General features: G+C 58.5%; 14 protein-coding genes. 10 read left to right on the forward strand and 4 right to left on the reverse strand.

What is annotated here, in order from left to right; genetic code table 11:
* Positions 1 to 31: 31 nt before the first annotated feature.
* The 3 genes from AB5Y73_RS01485 to AB5Y73_RS01495 form a co-directional block, all read right to left on the reverse strand.
* Complete coding sequence (locus tag AB5Y73_RS01485; protein ID WP_118854261.1) at positions 32 to 1,849, reverse strand: extracellular solute-binding protein; 1,818 nt, start codon at positions 1,847 to 1,849, stop codon at positions 32 to 34.
* A gap of 149 nt (positions 1,850 to 1,998) precedes the next feature.
* Positions 1,999 to 3,042 carry an ABC transporter permease gene (locus tag AB5Y73_RS01490; RefSeq protein WP_013724081.1) on the reverse strand — a complete coding sequence of 348 codons (1,044 nt, stop codon included), beginning with the start codon at positions 3,040 to 3,042 and terminating at the stop codon, positions 1,999 to 2,001.
* Between the two features lie 2 nt (positions 3,043 to 3,044).
* Entirely contained in the window at positions 3,045 to 4,070 is a 1,026-nt protein-coding gene (locus AB5Y73_RS01495) for an ABC transporter permease subunit (protein WP_139710230.1), read from the reverse strand.
* Between the two features lie 739 nt (positions 4,071 to 4,809).
* On the opposite strand from AB5Y73_RS01495, the gene AB5Y73_RS01500 reads away from it, so the two are divergent.
* From AB5Y73_RS01500 to AB5Y73_RS01535, 8 genes are all read left to right on the forward strand, one after another.
* Positions 4,810 to 7,365 carry a TonB-dependent receptor gene (locus AB5Y73_RS01500; RefSeq protein ID WP_107682563.1) on the forward strand — a complete coding sequence of 852 codons (2,556 nt, stop codon included), beginning with the start codon at positions 4,810 to 4,812 and terminating at the stop codon, positions 7,363 to 7,365.
* A 108-nt stretch (positions 7,366 to 7,473) separates the two neighbouring features.
* Positions 7,474 to 8,238: a DUF3450 domain-containing protein gene (locus tag AB5Y73_RS01505; protein ID WP_107682562.1), complete on the forward strand. Its 765-nt coding sequence runs from the start codon at positions 7,474 to 7,476 to the stop codon at positions 8,236 to 8,238.
* A complete protein-coding gene (locus AB5Y73_RS01510; protein ID WP_107682561.1) occupies positions 8,235 to 9,608 on the forward strand; it encodes a MotA/TolQ/ExbB proton channel family protein in 1,374 nt (457 codons plus the stop codon). Before AB5Y73_RS01505 ends, AB5Y73_RS01510 begins: the two co-directional genes overlap by 4 nt.
* A 10-nt stretch (positions 9,609 to 9,618) precedes the next feature.
* Positions 9,619 to 10,146 (forward strand): MotA/TolQ/ExbB proton channel family protein, encoded by a 528-nt coding sequence (locus tag AB5Y73_RS01515; protein ID WP_005338936.1) that lies wholly within the window; start codon positions 9,619 to 9,621, stop codon positions 10,144 to 10,146.
* Positions 10,147 to 10,213: 67 nt separating this feature from the next.
* The gene (locus tag AB5Y73_RS01520; RefSeq protein ID WP_005338933.1) at positions 10,214 to 10,621 is read left to right on the forward strand and encodes a biopolymer transporter ExbD; all 408 of its coding nucleotides are present in this window, start codon (positions 10,214 to 10,216) and stop codon (positions 10,619 to 10,621) included.
* A gap of 16 nt (positions 10,622 to 10,637) precedes the next feature.
* The gene (locus AB5Y73_RS01525; protein WP_005343441.1) at positions 10,638 to 11,273 is read left to right on the forward strand and encodes an energy transducer TonB; all 636 of its coding nucleotides are present in this window, start codon (positions 10,638 to 10,640) and stop codon (positions 11,271 to 11,273) included.
* An 11-nt stretch (positions 11,274 to 11,284) separates the two neighbouring features.
* The gene (locus AB5Y73_RS01530) at positions 11,285 to 12,526 is read left to right on the forward strand and encodes a lipopolysaccharide assembly protein LapB (RefSeq protein WP_107682560.1); all 1,242 of its coding nucleotides are present in this window, start codon (positions 11,285 to 11,287) and stop codon (positions 12,524 to 12,526) included.
* A 510-nt stretch (positions 12,527 to 13,036) separates the two neighbouring features.
* A complete protein-coding gene (locus AB5Y73_RS01535; RefSeq protein WP_005338927.1) occupies positions 13,037 to 13,957 on the forward strand; it encodes a L,D-transpeptidase family protein in 921 nt (306 codons plus the stop codon).
* Positions 13,958 to 14,049: 92 nt separating this feature from the next.
* Here the strand turns inward: AB5Y73_RS01535 and sppA are convergent, their stop codons facing one another.
* Positions 14,050 to 15,894, reverse strand: a complete 1,845-nt coding sequence (gene sppA, locus AB5Y73_RS01540) for a signal peptide peptidase SppA (RefSeq protein WP_107682559.1) — start codon at positions 15,892 to 15,894, stop codon at positions 14,050 to 14,052.
* 318 nt (positions 15,895 to 16,212) lie between these two features.
* Here sppA and AB5Y73_RS01545 point away from each other — a divergent pair, with 318 nt between their 5' ends.
* Complete coding sequence (locus tag AB5Y73_RS01545) at positions 16,213 to 18,240, forward strand: NADPH-dependent 2,4-dienoyl-CoA reductase (protein ID WP_107682558.1); 2,028 nt, start codon at positions 16,213 to 16,215, stop codon at positions 18,238 to 18,240.
* A 114-nt stretch (positions 18,241 to 18,354) separates the two neighbouring features.
* Complete coding sequence (locus AB5Y73_RS01550) at positions 18,355 to 18,903, forward strand: NAD(P)H nitroreductase (protein WP_107682557.1); 549 nt, start codon at positions 18,355 to 18,357, stop codon at positions 18,901 to 18,903.
* Positions 18,904 to 19,106 lie beyond the last annotated feature (203 nt).

Consider the following 19,106-nt stretch of genomic DNA (forward strand, 5'->3'; position numbering starts at 1 on the left):
AACGGCTGCTCCCTTCGCAATGGCCTGAATATCAATGACGTGCATAGGTCTTGTCGAGCAGGTTGATGGGCGCCAGCGCCTCCCCTGCCTCCTTGGCGTTGCGGGTCTCTTCCTTCACCTTGGGATCGAGCCAGAGCAGACCGCCACTACTGTGAGGATAACCGTCCATCGGCCAGTAGAGCAGATCCGGCGTGTTCTTGGTGGCAGGAACTTCCGGCAGCATCACATAACGCCAGCTGCTGGCCCGCACATAGTTGAGCTGCACTCCGGGCACGAAGATGGCGAGGTCATAGATGCGCTGCTGGATCTGCCGGGAGAGCTTGGCCCGTTTGGCCATGTCGAATTCGACGTTGTAGGCATCGATCAGCGCGTCCAGCTCCTTGTCAGCCACGTTGAACAGGTTGTTGGTCTGCGGCTTGTTGGCGTTGGCGGAGTGGAAAAACTCCCAATATTGCGGATAGAGACCGCCGCCGCCCCAGCCGAGCCAGGCCGCTTCGTGTTTCTTCTCCAGCATTACCTTGAAACCGGTGGCGCCATCCACCAGGTTAAGCTCCAGATCGAGACCCGCTTTCTTGGCCTCCTCTTTCAGCACGGTCAGCCGCTTGGAGTGCTCCTGACTGGTGTAGGTGAGTGCCAGCGTCAGCCGCTCCCCCTTCTCATTTTGCAGGATGCCGTCCGGCCCCGGCTTGTTGTAGCCGCCCTTGGCAAAGTACTCCCGCGCCTTGCCAATGTCATAAGCCCGCTCAGGCAGCGTGATGTCAGTGAACTCGCCAAAGCCCGAGTCGAAGGTGGTGGCTCTGTCGTAGTCGCCGCGCAGCACGGTCTCGATCATCTTGTCGATATTGAAGGCGTGCTGGATGCCGAGGCGCACGTTTACGTCCGCCAGCTTGGGGTTGGCCACATTGAGGTGAACCCCCTGACCGCCCTGTTTGGTATCGGTCATGGCCATTACCTTCTGCACGTAGCCTTTTTTGTACTCTGGGGTGACCGCTTTTTCATGCCACCAGTTGGGCAGGATCATCTCGAAGGTATCGATCTCCCCTTTCAGGAAGTGGCGGAAGGCGATGTTGTGATCGCGGATCACCTGCACCTTGATGGTGTCGATGTTGAATCTGTGCTGGTTGTAGCGATCGTCTTTTGCCCACCAATCCTTCTGCTTGCTGAAGGTGACCGACTTGCCCTTCTTGACGTCGCTGATCACGTAGGGGCCTGTGGTGGGCACCACGGCCCAGTTGTACTGCTTCACCCAGTTGGGGGTCAGCTTGTAGTAGTGCTTGGGCTGGGGCCACAGCTCGGTGGTGTTGAGCAGGTCCATCTTGGCTTTGCGGTTGCCCGCTTTGACCATAATGGTGTGATCATCGATCTTCTCTACCGCTACCACTTCAGTGGTGTAGTAGTTGTTGAACCAGGGCCCCTTGATGTGTTTGGAGCGCATCATCTCGTAGCCGAAGGTGTAGTCATCGGCATTGACCGGTTTGCCATCCGACCATTTGGCTCGCGGATCCAGCTTGAAGTAGACGGTCTGGCTGTCTGGCGCGATGGCCCAGTGGGTCGCCAGCGAGGGAATGGGGTTGCCGGTATTGGGGTGGAAGCTGATGAGTCGCAACTGGTTATCAAGAATAAAGGAGCGGAACGAACCGTTGGAGTCAGGCCCCACGGTGCGAAACGTCAGCGGAAAGCTCTCCACAAACATATTGAGGTTGCCGCCCGACAGTGCCTTGGGGGAGGCGAACACAGGATCCGTGTCGTTGGTCTCCCATTTGAGATCGGCGGGCAGGCTGGCCGCCCAGACCCAGGATCCGTTTACCAGCACAAAGAGAGCACCTATCCATTTGATTTTATTTTTCATGTTTGACTTCCAGGTCTGGCCCCTGCACTGGGGGTCTTGATTGATAACGGGATTATCCCTTGCTCCCGGGACCGCCGATGGCGGCGGCCCGTCCTTCATTAATCACTGTTCGTTACCCGGCGCCTGCCGATGCGCTGGTACCGTCTGGCTTATTGGTAACGGGTAAATTTGCGCGGATCAAACGCCTCGCGGATCGCCTCACCAATAAAGGAGACCATGATCAGCACCAGACTCACCGCTGCCACCACCGAGCTGACGATCCAGATGGCATCCAGATTGTTGATGCCCTGGGAGAGCAGCTCCCCCCAGCTCGGGGTCGGCGGTGCCAGCCCGAAGCCCAGATAGTCGAGTGCCGTCAGGGTGGAGATATTGCCCACCACGGCGAACGGCGCCAGGGTGACGATCATCATCAGGGTGTTGGGCAGGATGTGGTTGAAGATGATCCGCCCGGTGGTCGCCCCTTGCGCCCGCGCCGCCATCACATAGTCCCGCGCCCGCTCCTTGTAGGTGAGGGTGCGCATATACCAAGTGATCCCCATCCAGCCGAACAGCACGTTGATAGCAACAAACAGGCCGAAGTTGGGCTTGGCCAGCGACACCAGGATCATGATGACGTAGAGAAACGGCACTTGGGACCAGATCTCGATAAAGCGTTGCAGGATGAGGTCGAAGCGGCCGCCGAGAAAGCCCATCAGACAGCCGATGGTTACCCCGATGGCGTAACTGGCCGCCAGCGCGATAAAGGCAAAGCCGATGGCGATGCGAAAGCCGTAAACCAGCCGCGCCAGTACGTCGCGGCCGCTGGTGTCGGTACCGAGGAAGTGGCGCTCAGCCGCGCTGGGGGCGTAGGGCGGGTAGGCATCCTCCTTGAAATCCTGCTCGTAGGGATTCCAGGGCACCGGCGGCAGCAGCACCCAGTCGCCCTGGCCCTCTGCGGCAAATTTGGCCTTGAGCTGGCGGTAGTTGGTTTCGTACTCGTAATCGAGCCCGAACTGCTGGCCGGGGATCACATCGCCATAGGTGGGGAAGTGCAACTGTCCCTGATAGCTCACCATCAGTGCCCGACTGTTGACCAGCAGCTCCGCCAGCAGGGAGAGCAGCACCAGGGTGGTGAAGATGATGAAGGAGTAGTAACCGCGCTTGATCGACTTGAAGCGCTTGAGTTTTTTCAAGGTAACTGGATTGAGCTTCATGGTCATTCTCCAAACCGCACGCGCGGATCAACAAGGGCAACACAGATATCGGAGACGATATTGCCAATCAGCATCAGCATGGAGGTGATGGCCAGAATGCCCATGACGGTGGGGTAATCCCGCTCGACGATCGCCTCGTAACCGAGCAGGCCGATGCCGTCGATGTTGAAGATGGTCTCGATGAGGAAGGAGCCGCCAAAGAAAACGGTGAGCACAGACCCCAGGTGACTGGCGATGGGGATCAGACTGTTGCGCATCGCGTGGTCGGTGACCGCCTTGCGAAACGGTAACCCCTTGGCCACGGCGGTGCGCACATAATCGGCCGACAGGTTCTCCATCAGGCTGTTTTTCATGGTCATGGTGAGGATGGCGAAATCGCCGATGGCGTAGGCGATAAGCGGCAGCAGGGCGTGGGCAAAGACAGTGCGGATCTGATCCCAGCTGCTCTCCATGTATTCAAAGTCGTCTCCCGGAAAACCGCCCATCGGCAGCCACTCCAGATGGAAGGCGAAGACGGTGATGAGGAAGATCCCTACCACATAGGCGGGCAGGGCATAGGCCATGTAGATGAGCATGGAGCTTAACGAGTCGAAGCGGCTGTTGTGCCTGAGCGCCTTCGCCACACCCAGCGGAATGGAGACCGCATAGCTCAGCAGAAAGGTTGCCAGCCCGAAGAAGGCGGTAACGGGAAGCCGCTCCTTGATGAGATCCCACACCGGCTCGTAGTAGCGGGTCGATTCGCCCAGATCGAGTACCGCCAGCTTCTGCAGCCACTCCCAGTAGGCGACCAGCATGGGCTTGTCGAGGCCATAGAAGGCCTTGAGCTCCTCGATCTGTTCATCGGAGAGGGCCTGTGCCCCCTTGCTGCCACTGGAGCGGCCGGATTCATTCTGGGAAACTTGGGCTTGCAGCAGCATGCGTTCGACCGGTCCACCCGGCACGAAACGGGTGATGGTGAAGACGAGCAGGGTGATACCGAGAAACGTCGGGATGATCAAAAGCATCCGGCGTAGGAAATACGACAGCATGGTGGAACCTCGTCCTTGTTGTTCTTTTTTGCGGCCAGTCAAATCCGGTGACGGGCCTGTCCTTCCTGGCATTACGCGCTGGATTGGTTGCCAAACAGCAGACAATCCGCTTGGCCACTGTAAAAGCTCTGCAACAAAAATCAAGTACAAGGAAATGGAAAACTGGGACAAATGACCCGCTGAGACCAAAAGCACCGAAAAATGACGTTTTTTATCTGAAAAGTGAAAATCAAAACAAAACGCTACTGCTCAACATTATTTTAAAAAATATAAACAGCTGTTTGTTTTAGTTTTAATTGGTTTTAATTTGTTGATTTGTAATGTTTTTGTTTGTGGTGTGAAATTGAAGGAAAACGATGTCATCTCGACAATTTTATCTGTTATCCCCATGAGAACGGTCAGGTGCAACCCTCATGAAGTTAGTGTTTTATTCTTATTAATGCCAATAAATCAAAATAAGATATAAACGGACAGCACGTTAACTAATAAGTTCATCAAATTTTAATTCAGCGCCATTTATGCCATTTAACAATGTTTTTACATTGTGTGGGTTGTTTTTGGCAGAATTATTCACTAATTATGCCGGTCAAAATTAATACACTCCGCTTATTCTACGTCCGACCTCGCCACACCCCTGCTCCATTGACGTCGCTAGTCAAAGATTGATAAGCCTTACACATCGCTCCAAAGAGGGCGGTATCAGGAAGCAAACAATAAACAACCAGGAAGGATATAAGCGATGCTTAGGAAGAGCAGAATCTCTGCTGCGATTGCGTTCGCCTTGGCGAGCCTTGCGGCGGCCCCATCCGTATCTGCCGAAGAAGGGCAGAACGTCGAAAAACTGCAGAAAATCAAAGTCACTGGCTCCCGTATCTCCCGTGTTGATGTTGAGGGGGCGACTCCGGTTGTCTCTGTCAGCAAGGCCCAAATTGAACAGTCTGGTCAGCAGACTGTGGCCGATTATCTGAAACAGGCCTCCTACAACTCCTTCGGTGGTTTCTCCCCATCCTCCGGTAGTTCTGCCCAGTCACAAGCCACAGTAGGGCTGCGTGGCCTTGGTGAAGATCGCACGCTGGTGCTGCTTAATGGCAAGCGTATCGCTGGTTCTCCCTCTATGGGTGGCACTGCCATCAACCTCAATACCATCCCCATGGCGGCGGTTGAGCGGGTGGAAGTGAACCTGGATGGTGGCTCCGCACTCTATGGCTCTGATGCCATCGGCGGCGTTATCAACGTGATCCTCAAAGAGGGTTTCGAAGGGCTGACTTTCCAGGGACGTATTGGTTCACCGACCGAAGAGGGGGGGGACGAGCAGAGTGGTTCCATCGTTAGCGGCATCTCGGGTGAGAAAGGCTCCCTGATGATGGTCTACGAGCACGATGTGAAAGACGAGATCTATTACAAGGATCGCGACTATCTGGCGAAAGAGGGGGCAACTGCTCCGAGTCTCTATGGCCGCAATATCAAGGGAGTGGATGCCACTACCGGCAAGACGGTTACCCGTACCCTGAATGGGGTTGACTGTGAAGGTACCGGCACCGGTTTCGTCACCAAGGGCACTGCTTGCCGTTTCGACTTTGCTCAAGTCGCTGCCAAGACTGCCTCTCGTACCCGTGACACCGTCTACCTCAACGGTCGCTACCATATCAACGACAATGTGGATTTCGTGCCACAGATGATTGGTTCTCGCGTCACCAGTTTTGGTCGTTTCGCGCCAGCTGCTGGTGCCTTCACCGTGGATGGTTCCACCCCTGAAAGCGCAGCAGTGCTGTCTGCCAACAACTTCAGCACCGCCAAGGCTGCGACCGTTTACTACCGCTTTAACAACGTCGGTCCCCGTGACAACGATGTGACTGACTTGACTGGTACCCTGAACCTGGGTTTTGAAGGGGTGGTGCCGACCGAAGCAGTAGGCGATCTGGAATGGAATGCCGGTTACATGTATTCCAAAACAGATAACCAGAGCACCGGCAATGGTTATGTCTTGGCACCCGCCGTGGAAACTCAGGTCAATACCGGCAAGTTTGTTAATGGCAGCTTCTCTGATGCGGCGACCAAGGATCTCTCCTATACCACCAGCCGCAATTCCAAGATGGACTTCTTCCAGTGGTACGGCGGTGTAGGTTGGGATATGGGCGAACTGCCCGCTGGCCCGGTCAGCTGGTACCTTGGGGCCGAGTATAACGATTGGGTTTACTCCGATACCTATGACAGCCAGTCTGAAGCGGGTAACGTACTGGGTTCATCCGGTAACTCCGGTGGTGGTGTACGCGATGTGTTTGCCACCTACATCGAGAGCCTGATCCCCATCACCGAGCAGATCGAACTGAACCTGGCGGGTCGTTATGACAAGTACAGCGATTTTGGCAGCGCCTTCTCGCCCAAAGCGAGTCTGCGTTATCAACCGCTCGACCAGCTGATGTTCCGTACCTCCTGGTCCCAGTCTTTCCGCGCGCCGGGTCTGAACGATCTCTACGCGGCTGATGCTCAGTCAGCGGACTTTGCCAAGGACTATGTCTATTGCCAGGCCAATGGTGTGGCCAACTGCTCCGAAGAGCAGTACATGACCACCCGTCAATCCAACAAGAACCTGAAGGAAGAGACCGCCAACACCTTCACTATCGGTACTGCCTACAACCCACTGGACAATCTGAATCTGTCGCTCGATTACTACTACATCAAGATTGATGACGTGATCCAGCTGGCTACCACCCAGACCCAGTTCTATCAAGAGCTCAATACCGGCAGCAACCCGAACGTCATCCGTGATGCCAACGGCGATGTCGAGATGGTCTATGCCGGTATGGTCAACCTTGGGCAACTCAAGACCAGTGGTATCGACTTCAAGGCGGACTACAAGTACGACTTCAACTCCTTCACCCTGCGCTATGACTTTGGCAGCACTTACATCCTGAAGTATGAAGAGGGTCTGTTTGCTGGCGGCCCAATGGTCGACAAGAAGGGCTGGAATGGCAAACCCGACTTCCGCTTCAACTCCGGGATTGGTGCCAACTTCCCGCAGCTGTGGAATCTGGATACCTACCTGAGCACCAACTATATCGACTCCCAGAGCCAGGACTATGTGGATGGCAAGGAAGAGGGGCATATCGCTTCCAACACCATCTGGAATCTTAACGTCGCGGTCGATACCAGCTGGAATGCCAAGATCCAGACCGGTGTGAAGAACATGTTCAACCGCGGGCCTTCTCTGTCCAACGATGGCTTCACCTATGAAGAAGACCTCTACGGCATCGACGGTCGCGTCTACTACATCGACTACACCCAGAAGTTCTAATCAACCCTGTTGATATACAACCTCAGCCGGCCCGGTCGGGCCGGCTGTGCCCAACGTCCAAGGAAGTTACGGAGATAGGGTAATCCTATGAAGACAAGGACCATTACAATGAAGAAAGCGCTCCTTGGCAGCCTGGTTTCGGCCGCCTTGTTGACCAGCTTCAGTCTGAGTGCCGCCACTGCCAGTCAGGCCGTGGACGCTCAAGCCGCCACCGACAACGCATCCAAAGTTTCCCAGCAGAAGATCGACAGCTATGCCGAATCTGCCGAATCCGCACTGGCCCAGTACAAGGCCGCCCTGCGTCAGGTCGACAGTCTGCGCACCTACAACGAGCAGGTGAGCAAGATGGTCGAGTCCCAGAGTGCCGAGCTGGCGTCGATGCAAAAGCAGATCGCCCAGATTGATCAGACCAGCACCGAAGTCGTCCCCCTGATGCTCAAGATGATCGACTCCCTCGAGCAGTTTGTGGCGCTGGATCTGCCGTTCCAGAAGGTCGAGCGCGAGGACCGCGTAGCAGCCCTGACCGACCTGATGAACCGGGCCGATGTCACCATCTCCGAGAAGTACCGCAAGATCCTGGAGGCCTACCAGATCGAGGAGGGCTTCAGCCGCACCATCGAATCCTACAAGGCGAGCCTGGACAAGGATGGCAGCGAGAAGACCTACGAGTTCCTGCGGGTTGGCCGCATCGCGCTGCTTTATCAATCCCCGGATGGCAATGAAACCGGGATGTGGAACAAGAAGACTCGCCAGTGGGAAGAGTTGCCCCAGGAGTATCGCAGTGCGGTTGAACAGGGCCTTCGCATCGCCAAGAAGCAGGCGCCTCCCGCTCTGATCAAGCTGCCGGTTCAAACTGCGGAGAAAGCATCATGAAAGGAATCAAACTTGCGATTGCCTCCCTGATTGCGGGAGCAACCCTGGTCACCCTGCCGGTGACCGCCGCCGAAAAACCGGTGGATCTCAATGCGCTGCTGAATCAGGTCAAGGCCTCCAGCCTGAGCGAATCCCAACTCAACAAGGAGCGGGAAGCCCGCTTCCTGGCTGACAAGAACGAGCAGGGGGCGCTGCTGGCCAAGGCCAAGGCCGAGCTGGCAGCCGAAACCGCCAAGGGCGAGCAGCTCAAGGCGACCTTTGATGCCAACGACAAGCAGCTGACCGAGCTGACTGAAACCCTGCGCCAGCGTTCCGGCAACATGGGCGAGATGTTTGGTGTGCTGCGTCAGTTCGCTGGTGAGTTCAAGGGGATCTTCAACGCCTCCGCTCGTCGGGTCGAGCATCCGGAACAGACCGCGCTGCTGACCCGTCTGGCCGAGAGTAAAGAGCTCCCCTCCAGCGACGATCTGGAAGCGTTCTGGACCACCACCCTCAGCCGCATGGTGGACGGTGGCAAGGTGAGCCAGATCCCGGCGACCGTGGTCTACGGCGAAGGCAACCAGGCCGAGAAGACGGTCACCCAGATCGGTGAGTTCAACACTGTCTCCGAAGGCAAGTACCTCACCTTCGTGCCGGAGACCGGCAAGTTCGAGCAGCTTTCCCGTCAACCTGACAAGGGGGTGCTGGAACCGATCGCCGAGTTTGAACAGGGCGGTGACGGGGTCAAACCCATCTTTATCGACCCATCTCGCGGCGTGATCCTTTCTCTGCTGGTGCAGTCACCGACTCTCAAGGAGCGGATCGATCAGGGTGGTGAAGTGGGTTACGTCATCATGGTGCTCGGTGTGCTCGGTACCCTGCTGGCCATCTTCTGCGGTATCCGGCTGTCGTTGATCGGCTCGTCCATGCGCAAGCAGCTGAAATCCGATCAGATCATCAAGGGCAACCCCATTGGTGACATGCTGGGAGCCTACCAGAGCCATCGCGGTGACAACATCGAGGATCTGGAGTCCAAGCTCGACGAGATCATCCTGCGCAACGTGCCCAAGTTCGAGAAGGGTATCAGCATCATCAAGCTGATCGCTTCCGTCGCGCCGCTGCTGGGCCTGCTCGGCACCGTAGTGGGGATGATCGCCACCTTCCAGGCCATCACCCTGTTCGGTACCGGCGATCCCAAGCTGATGGCGGGCGGTATCTCCGAGGCGCTGGTGACCACCATGCAGGGTCTGGTCGTCGCGGTGCCCATGCTGTTCCTCTACACCATAGTGCAGACCCAGAGTCGTCGTCTGATCCAGGTGCTGGAAGAGCAGAGCGCCGGTTTCGTGGCCCGTTATCAGGAACGTCTGCACGCCTCCAAAGCCGCAGCGTAAGGAGTCACCCATGTGGTTCTGGTTGATTGAAGAAGTCGAGTCGGTCCGCCGGTTTTTGGGATTGGGGGGCGATGTACTGGTCGCCCTGTTCTTCCTGACCCTGATGATGTGGGCCCTGTTGCTGGAGCGCTGGTTCTACTTCATGGCGGTTTACCCCAAGCAGGTGAAGCAGACCAAGGCCACCTGGCTGGCCCGCACCGATCACCTCTCTTGGTCTGCCAAGCAGATCCGGCGCGAGCTGGTCTCACGGGTTGCCATGGCGGTGGACAAGGGGATGCCGGTCATCAAGGTGCTGATCGCTCTCTGCCCGTTGATGGGGCTGCTCGGCACCGTGGTGGGGATGGTGCAGGTGTTTGACACCCTGGCCATCACCGGCACCGGTTCGCCGCGGGCGATGGCATCGGGGATCTCCAAGGCAACGGTACCGACCATGGCGGGCATGATCGCCGCCCTTTCCGGCCTGTTTTTTGTCAACCAGCTCGATCACAAGGCCAAACTGGCGGTGCAAAAGCTGGAAGACAACTTGAAACACGGTTGACGCAGGATGCATACCCCCGGCGAGGCATGGCCTGCCGGGGGCACAGAACAAGCAAGGAGTTTCTGCTATGAGAAAACGTTACAGCGACAGCGGTGCTGACGAGGCGGCTATCGATTTGACCCCCATGCTGGACATAGTGTTCATCATGCTGATCTTCTTCATCGTCACCACCTCCTTCGTCAAGGAGTCCGGTGTCGAGATCAACCGTCCCAGTGCCAGCACGGCCGAGACGGTGAAGAAGGGCAATATCATGGTCGCGGTGCGCGAAAACGGTCAGGTCTGGGTCGACAAGCGGGTGGTTGAGGTGGGGGCGGTGCGCGCCAACATCGAGCGGCTGCGGGCCGAAAACCCGGAGAGCGCCGTGGTGATCCAGGCCGATAACGAATCCCGTTCCGGTCTGGTGGTGCAGGTCATGGATCAGATCCGCATGGCCGGTGTCCAGAACATCTCCATCGCGGCAGACAAGAGCAGCTGATGCCGGAGAGAGACCTATGAGATACCTGATATCGTTGGCGGTCTCCTGTGTGGTGGTGTTCTTTCTGTTTCTGGGAATGAACAAGCTGATCACACCGGATCACCGGGAGCTGGTGGAGAAGGATGACGTCACCATGACCGATTTCATCCGCCTCAAGCCCCAGGAGACCCTGCAAGAGAAACAGCGGGAGCTGCCCAAACCGCCGCCGCCCAAGCGTCCGCCACCGCCTCCCGAGATGGAGGTGGCCAGCACGGATCGGCCGAAGATGGAGAGCGCGCCGATGGACATGCCCAAGCTCGACATCCCGGTCAATATCGGTGGTGGTAACGCGCTGGGTGCTTACAGCACCGGCGGTGGTGGTGGCGGCGTCGGTGGCAACAACGGCGCTATTCCGCTGGCAACCTTCGAGCCCATGATGCCCCGCAAGGCGGCACTGGCGGGGCTGGCCTCCGGCAAGGTGCTGGTGGAGTTCACCGTCACCGAGCGCGGCACCGTCAGCAACGTGCGGATCGTCAAGGAAGAGCCGCGCAGCTATGACCTCGGTAAAGAGGCGCGCAAAACCATCGCCAAGTGGACGTTCAAACCGGCCATGGTGGATGGCAAGCCGCAGGCGAGCCGTATGCAGCAAGAGATCGAGTTTGCGGTCAACTAAGGAAGGTGGCGATGAACAAGTTACACAAGATGATCCTCGCCCCGGTCGCCATGGCGGTGCTGCTCAGCACCGCCAGTTGGGCCGCCGAGCAGCCGGCCCTGTCGGATCGGGCCTATCGGGCGGTCAACAAGGCGCAGGAGCTGATCACCGAGAAGAAATACGGCGAGGCCAATGCCAAGCTGCAAGATGCCCTCTCCAGCGCGGGCGAGCGGGTCTACGACAAGGGGGTCATATTGCAGACTCTCGGTTTCGTAGCCGCCCAGCAGGAGAAATACGGTCAGGCGACCAAGTACTTTGCTGATGCCATCGCGACAGGCGGCCTGCCGCCACCTGTGGCCCAGCAGGTGCGCTACAACCTGGCCCAGCTCTATATGGCGGAGGGTAATTATCAGGGCTCGATCAAGACCATGAAGGAGTGGTTTGCCAACCAGGGCAAGGATGACAAGCCCAACTCCCATGCCTATATCACGCTGGCCAACGCACACGTGCAGCTCAAGCAGTACCGTGACGCGATTCCGGCGGTGGATCAGGCGATCAAGCTGTCGGCAGGTAAAGCGCCGGAGTCCTGGTATCTGCTGAAGATGGGCGCTCACTACGAGCTGAAACAGTACAAACCGGCGACCGAGGTGCTGACCTCTCTGGTCAACATGTTCCCGGAGAAGAAGAAGTACTGGACCCAGCTGTCGGCCATGCATATGCAGGCAGGCAACGATGCCAAGGCGCTGGCGGCGCTGGAGTCGGCCTACAACCTCGGCATGTTGACCGAGGCCGCCGAGCTGCAGCGCCTCGCCAACTACCTCGCCTTCACCGGCATTCCCCATCGCGCCGCCCGGGTGATGGAGAAGGGGATGAAGGATGGGCTGATTGAGCCGAGCGCCGGCAACTACAAGACCCTGGCCAACTACTGGCATCAGGCCAAGGAGCTGGATCCGGCCATCGATACCCTGGCCAAATCCTACCAGCTGGTCCCGAGCGCCGAATTGCAGCTGAAAATGGCACGCATGATGATCCAGAGCAAACGCTATCAGGATCTGGTGGCGCTGGCCGCCAAACCGGCCGCCAATGCCAATGGTGAACAGCGTGCTGATCTCAAGTTCCTGACCGGGGTCGCCTATTTTGAGCAACAAAAGCCGAAGGAGGCCCTCAACGCCTTCACCCAGGCGGCTCAGAATGGCAACGTCAGCGGTCGGGCATCTCCGTGGATCAGCTTCCTCAAGGAGCAGAGTGGCACCGGAGAGGCAGCCGTCCAGTAATTCCAATGACAACTACCTGTAGTCCCTTTTATGGTTGCCTGGTGGCTCCATTAACCGCTCTTCGGAGCGGTTTTTTTATGGTGGCTGCCAGCACCGGCGGGTGGCCGATGCGCGGTTTTATCCCTCTTCATGCCAATACAGAGCCTCTATCGACATTGGTCTATCTCTCCCGGTGTGACAAACGTTTCAGCTAGGGCTGCAACCGTGAAGCAAGGTGGCGCTGCGTTGTGGTTGATGGGGCTCGGGTGGCTTGCTGACAGGCGGGCCGTGCCATTCATCTTTCTCTTTGCTGCGACTTGCCTGTGTGGCTTTTGCCCTGTTGATAAGCGTCACACCGAAAACGGCTACTTTTAACAAGAAAAGCAACATATGGAAGTTGAAATTTTGGCCGACTCAGGAAAGAATGCGCGCTCGGTTATTGGCGTCGTGGGGCAGGTTGACCCGCCACCGGCAGACCGAGGATGAGACGGCCCCCGGCCCATTTGGTACAGGAAACCACACAGGAATTTTATGAATCCCCTTCGCACTGCCGCTTCGGCCCTTTTATGCACATTTGCGCTGGTCAGCCAGCAGGCTGCCGCCGTCGAGTACCGTCTGCCTGCGGCCAACAGCCGCCTGATCGGTGAAAACCAGGAATACGTGGTGCCTGCGGACAACCGTCCGCTGGAGCAGATCGCTGCTGACTTCCAGCTGGGTCTGACCAACATCATGGAAGCCAACCCGGGCGTAGATCCCTATCTGCCGAAGGCGGGTAGCACCCTGATCATCCCCCACCAGCTGATCCTGCCCAACGCGCCCCGCGAAGGGATCGTCATCAACGTTGCCGAGATGCGTCTCTACTACTACCCGAAAGGGAAGAACGTGGTGGAAGTGCTGCCCATCGGCATCGGTCAGCTGGGGGTAAACACCCCGGAGAACTGGATCACCAAGGTAGAGCGCAAGCGCGCCAACCCGACCTGGACCCCGACCGAGAACATCCGTCGTCGCTATGCCGCCCAGGGCAAGACCCTGCCGGCAGTATGGCCAGCCGGTCCGGATAACCCCATGGGTCTGCACGCCCTCTATATCGGCAACCTCTATGCCATCCACGGCACCAACGCCACCTTCGGTATCGGTCTGCGGGTGAGCAGCGGCTGCGTGCGTCTGCGCGCTGACGACATCAAGTATCTGTTCGACAACGTGCCGGTCGGCACCCGCGTCCAGTTCGTCAACCAGCCGGTCAAGACCACGGTCGAGCCGGATGGCGGTCGCTACATGGAAGTACACGAGCCGCTGTCGCGCACCGAGGAGGAGTTCAACTCCACCGCCTCCGTGCCGCTCCCGATGACACCGGCCATCACCCGCTTCATCGCGCACGCCGAGTCTGACTCCAACGTGGTCAAGCAGGTGCTGGAACAGCGTACCGGTATGCCGACCCGCCTCAATCCCTGATTGAGCAAGTTGGCGGTGCCGCGCGCACTGGCTGAATAAAGAAAACGGCGACCAGATGGTCGCCGTTTTTTATGGGGAGAGTCACCGCTTGCTTACTGCACGCAGACCGGGCAGAAGGCGTAGGTGCCTTGCGGATCGTTGAAGCGGGTGAGCGGGTCGAGACTGCGGTTCACTTCCACCAAGGCCTTGCCAAAGCCGACTGGCAGCCAGCTTTGCAACTGGGGGGCCAGCACTTGGGCGCTGCTGTCAAACAGCTGGCGCAGGAACTTGTCCTTGGTGGACTCCTCCTGCTCGATGGGGGTCACCTGCCACTCCTTGAGGTTGGCCAGTTCGGCGGCGGCCTTGATGGCGTCATCCAGATTGCCGAACTCGTCCACCAGACCCAGGGCCTTGGCATCTTCGCCGGTCCAGACTCGGCCTTCGGCCGCTTTTTCGGCCTCTTCCGGGCTCAGGCCGCGGCCCTTGCTGACCAGACCGATGAAGCGCTGGTAGGTATCTTCCACGCTCAGCTGGATTGCCCGACCGACGTGATCCGGCAGGGCGCGGGTCGGGCCGACGCCAACGTAATCTGTGGTGCCAACCCCGTCGGTATGCACGCCGAACTGGGCCAACGCCTTGTCGATGGTGGCAAACATGCCGAACACCCCGATGGAGCCGGTGAGGGTGGTCGGGGAGGCGAAGATCTTGTCCGCATCGGCGGAGATCCAGTAGCCACCGGAGGCGGCATAGCTGCCCATGGAGACAACTACCGGTTTGCCTGCCTGTTTCAGGGCCAGCAGCTCGGCGCGGATCTGCTCGGCGGCGAAGGCGCTGCCGCCCGGGCTGTCGACCCGCAGGACCACTGCTTTGACCTTGTCATCGCGGCGAGCATCGGCCAGCAGGTCGGAGAGGCTATCACCGCCGATGGTGCCGGCAGGCTGGACGCCATCCATGATGGCGCCGCTGGCGACCACCAGACCCACCTCATCCTTGCCGCTCTGGGGATATTGTTCCGGAATGGCAGCCAGATACTCTTTCAGGCCGACCCCTTTCCAGCCGTGGTCGTCCGCTTCACCCACCTCTTTAATGACCGCCTGGGTCATCTCGTCGCGGGTGGCCAGCTGATCCACCAGACCGTTGTCGAGGGCGTAGTTGGCGGCATTGCCACCGGCTTTGCGCAGCAGCTCGAGGAAGCGATCCTTGCCTGGCGCGACCGCCTCGGGTTCGATCTCCCGCTGCTCGGCTACGTCAGCCACATAGGATTGCCACAGCTGATCCAGCCAGCGCTGGTTTGCTTCTTTGCTCTCGGGGGACATCTCGTCGCGGGTATAGGGTTCGACGAAGGATTTGTAGGTGCCGACCTTGAATACATGCGGGGTGATGTTGAGCTTCTCCAGCGCCGACTTGAAGTAGGTCTGGTAGACACCAAGCCCCTCAATCACCACGGCGCCGCTCTGGTTGAGCAGCACGTGATCGGCGTGGGCCGCCAGCAGGTACTGGCCTTGAGTGTAGAAGTCGGCCATGGCGATCACCGGTTTGCCGCTCTCCCGGAAGGAGTCGATGGCACTCGCCACCTCCTGCAGTTTGGTGAAGTTGGCTCCCTGCAGCCCTTGCGGCTTGATCACCAGCGCCTTGATGCGCTCGTCATCCTTGGCACTCTTGATGGCCCACAGCAGGTCGGAGAGGACGATCTCGCTCGGCTGCTCGTCGCTGCTGTCCATCTGGCGCAGCAGTTGTACGGTGGGATCTGTCTGGGAGCGTTGCTCCACCAGCACGCCGTTGAGATTGAGGGTCAGCGCCCCTTCGATGGGCGCCTTGGGAGCCTCTTTCTGGCTGACGCTGAAGACGATGACCAGCACTACGATGAGAAACAGCAGATTGACCAGCATCAGCCGGGTGAAATTGAGCAGGCGCCACAGGCTGCGGAACAACCAACCCAGACCTTTGAAAATAGACATAGTCGCGTTATCGCCCTGTTAATGGGTAGAGAAGAGCCATTATTAACCAGTTGCGGGCGAAATTGCCATTTCCGACTGGCGGATCCCGTCTATCTTCGTTCAGGGCACGGCTGTTCGCTGAAAAATTGTCCAAACATTTGTTTGAAAAAGAATTTTCGATTCTTTACTCTAGCCTCAGTTTGATAACAAAAAATTAACTGGAGGCATCGTGAGCCGCTATCCGACCCTGCTGACCCCGCTCGACCTTGGTTTTACCCAGCTGCGCAACCGGGTGTTGGGCGTTGTTCCATGCACCCTGGCCTTAAAGAGGAAGGCATCATGAGTCGCTATCCCCATCTGCTGAAGCCCCTTGACCTCGGTTTTACCCAGCTGCGCAATCGCGTGTTGATGGGCTCCATGCATACCGGCCTCGAAGAGGAGAAGGGCGGTTTTGACAAGCTGGCCGCCTTTTATGCCGAGCGCGCCCGTGGTGGTGTTGGCCTTATCGTCACCGGCGGCATTGCCCCCAACCTGCGCGGTCGGCTGGTGCCTCACGGCTCCCAGCTAAGCTTCCCCTGGCAGGTGAGCAAGCACAAGAAGGTGACCAGCGCCGTGCATCAGGAGGGGGGCAAGATAGCGCTGCAGATCCTCCATGCCGGTCGTTACGCCTATCATCCGTTCAGTCTGGCGCCGAGCGCCCTCAAGGCACCCATCTCCCCGTTCAAGCCACGCGCCATGAGCGAGCGACAGATCCGCGGCACCATTCGCGACTTCGCGGCTACAGCAGCGCTGGCTAAGGCAGCCGGTTATGACGGCGTCGAGGTGATGGGCTCGGAAGGCTATCTCATCAACCAGTTCATCTGCGAGCGCACCAACAAACGGACCGATGGCTGGGGCGGCAGCAGCGAAAACCGGATGCGCTTCCCGGTGGAGATTGTCCGCGCCATCCGCGAGCGGGTCGGCACCGACTTCATCATTATCTTCCGCCTCTCCATGCTGGATCTGGTGGAGCAGGGCTCGACCCTGGAAGAGGTGATTGCCCTTGGCAAAGCGCTGGAAGCTGTGGGGGTGACCCTGATCAACACCGGTATCGGTTGGCACGAAGCGCGCATTCCCACCATCGCCACCAGCGTGCCACGCGGCGCCTTCAGCTGGGTGACAGCGGAGCTGAAAAAACACCTCAAGGTGCCCCTCATTACCACCAACCGTATCAACACCCCCGAGGTGGCCGAGCGGATTCTGGCGGGTGGCGAGGCGGATATGGTCTCCATGGCGCGCCCTTTCCTGGCGGACCCGGAGTTTGTCATCAAGGCGGCCGAGAACCGGGCGGACGAGATCAACACCTGCATCGCCTGCAATCAAGCCTGCCTCGACCATGTGTTCAAGCAGAAGCGCGCCTCCTGTCTGGTCAATCCCCGCGCCTGTTTCGAGACCGAGCTGACCTTTGGCCGCGTGCCCCAGCCCAAAAAACTGGCGGTGGTGGGGGCGGGCCCGGCCGGGCTGGCATTTGCCTGCTACGCTGCCGAGCGCGGTCATCAGGTGAGCCTGTTCGATCAGGCCAGCGAAATCGGCGGCCAGTTCAACTTCGCCAAGCAGATCCCGGGCAAGGAGGAGTTTCACGAAACCCTGCGCTATTTCGCCAAACGGCTGGAGAAGTGCGGCGTCGAGCTCTATCTGGGCCAGCGCCAGAGTGCCGAGAGCCTGCTCGGCGGCGGTTTTGACGAGGTGATCCTCGCTACCGGTATTCGTCCGCGCACCCCCAATATTCCGGGCATCGAACATCCCAAGGTGATGAGTTATCTCGATGTATTGCGGGATCACAAACCGGTCGGCCAGAAGGTGGCGGTGATCGGTGCCGGCGGCATCGGCTTCGATGTAGCTGAGTATCTGGTAGAGAAGAAAGTGGAGATGGATGCCGATGGGCACCGTGATCACTGGCTCAAGGAGTGGGGCATTGACAAGCAACTCGGCGAGCGCGGTGGCCTCACGGCTCCTGAAATCGACGCCCCCGAGCGTCAGATCTGGCTGCTCCAGCGCAAGGAGAGCAAGGTGGGTGACGGACTTGGCAAGACAACCGGCTGGATCCACCGTACCGTGCTCAAGAACCGCAAGGTGCAGATGCTCTCCGGGGTGCAATATCTGGGGATCGATGACGCGGGTTTGCACATTCAGGTGGGCGAGACCAAGCAGTGTCTGCCGGTGGATCAGGTTATCGTCTGCGCCGGGCAGGAGCCCCTTAAAGAACTGCAGGCCGGGTTGCAGGCGGCAGGCAAGCCGGTGCATATCATCGGCGGAGCCGACGTGGCTGCCGAGCTGGATGCCAAGCGCGCCATCCGGCAAGGGGCCGAGCTGGCTGCGATCATCTAGCCAACTGTGCCCTCTTGTCCTTTATAGTGCGATAAACCCCTGAGCCTCAGGGGTTTTCTTCATTCGGTGCTGTGCTAAGGTAGCGCCATCATTGCCCCAGAGAAGGAATTGCCCATGGATGCCCTCACCCTGTTGCTCAATCGTCACTCCTGTGGCCGTCTCGCCGATCCCACCCCGAGCGGTGAGGTGCTCGACAATATCCTCAAGGCGGGCCTGCGCGCGCCGGATCACGGCACCCTGACCCCCTGGCAGTTCATTCTGTTTGAAGGGGAGGGGCGTGAGCGGCTGGGCAAGCTGCTGGCCGAGGCGGCCCGTGCCCGTGGCGAAGATGAAGAGAGCATCAAGAAGTGCAGCGAAGCGCCGCTGCGGGCGCCCTTGATCGTCGCTGTGGCAACCCGTTATCAGGATCACCCCAAGGTGCCGAAACTGGAGCAGGAGCTCTCTGCCGGTTGTGCCCTGATGGCGATGCAGATGGCTGCGCAGGCGCAGGGCTTCAACGGCATCTGGCGCTCCGGCTGGTTTATCTTCGATGAGCAGATCAACAAGGGATTGGGACTGGCGGCAGAGGATCAGCTGGTGGGTTTCCTCTACCTCGGCACCCCCATGCTGGAAGCGCGTAAACTGCGCGAACTGCCGCTCGATGAGTTTGTCCGCCGTTTCTGACTTTTCGGCCACGTTGCGGTTGAGAGAAGCAAAGCCTCGAGAAATCGGGGCTTTTCTGTTTAACCGTGAATAGTAACCAGAGAAATTGGGGAAAATAAATGGGTCAAAGAGGCTTCGCGCGTCATAGCAGGTAATTATTTAAATAGTGCGATGTACCTCGCAATCCTGTTGTATTTCACTATGTAAAACGTTTGCGCATTCGC

Source organism: Aeromonas sp. s7(2024), assembly GCF_040907825.1.
Lineage (GTDB): Bacteria > Pseudomonadota > Gammaproteobacteria > Enterobacterales > Aeromonadaceae > Aeromonas > Aeromonas veronii.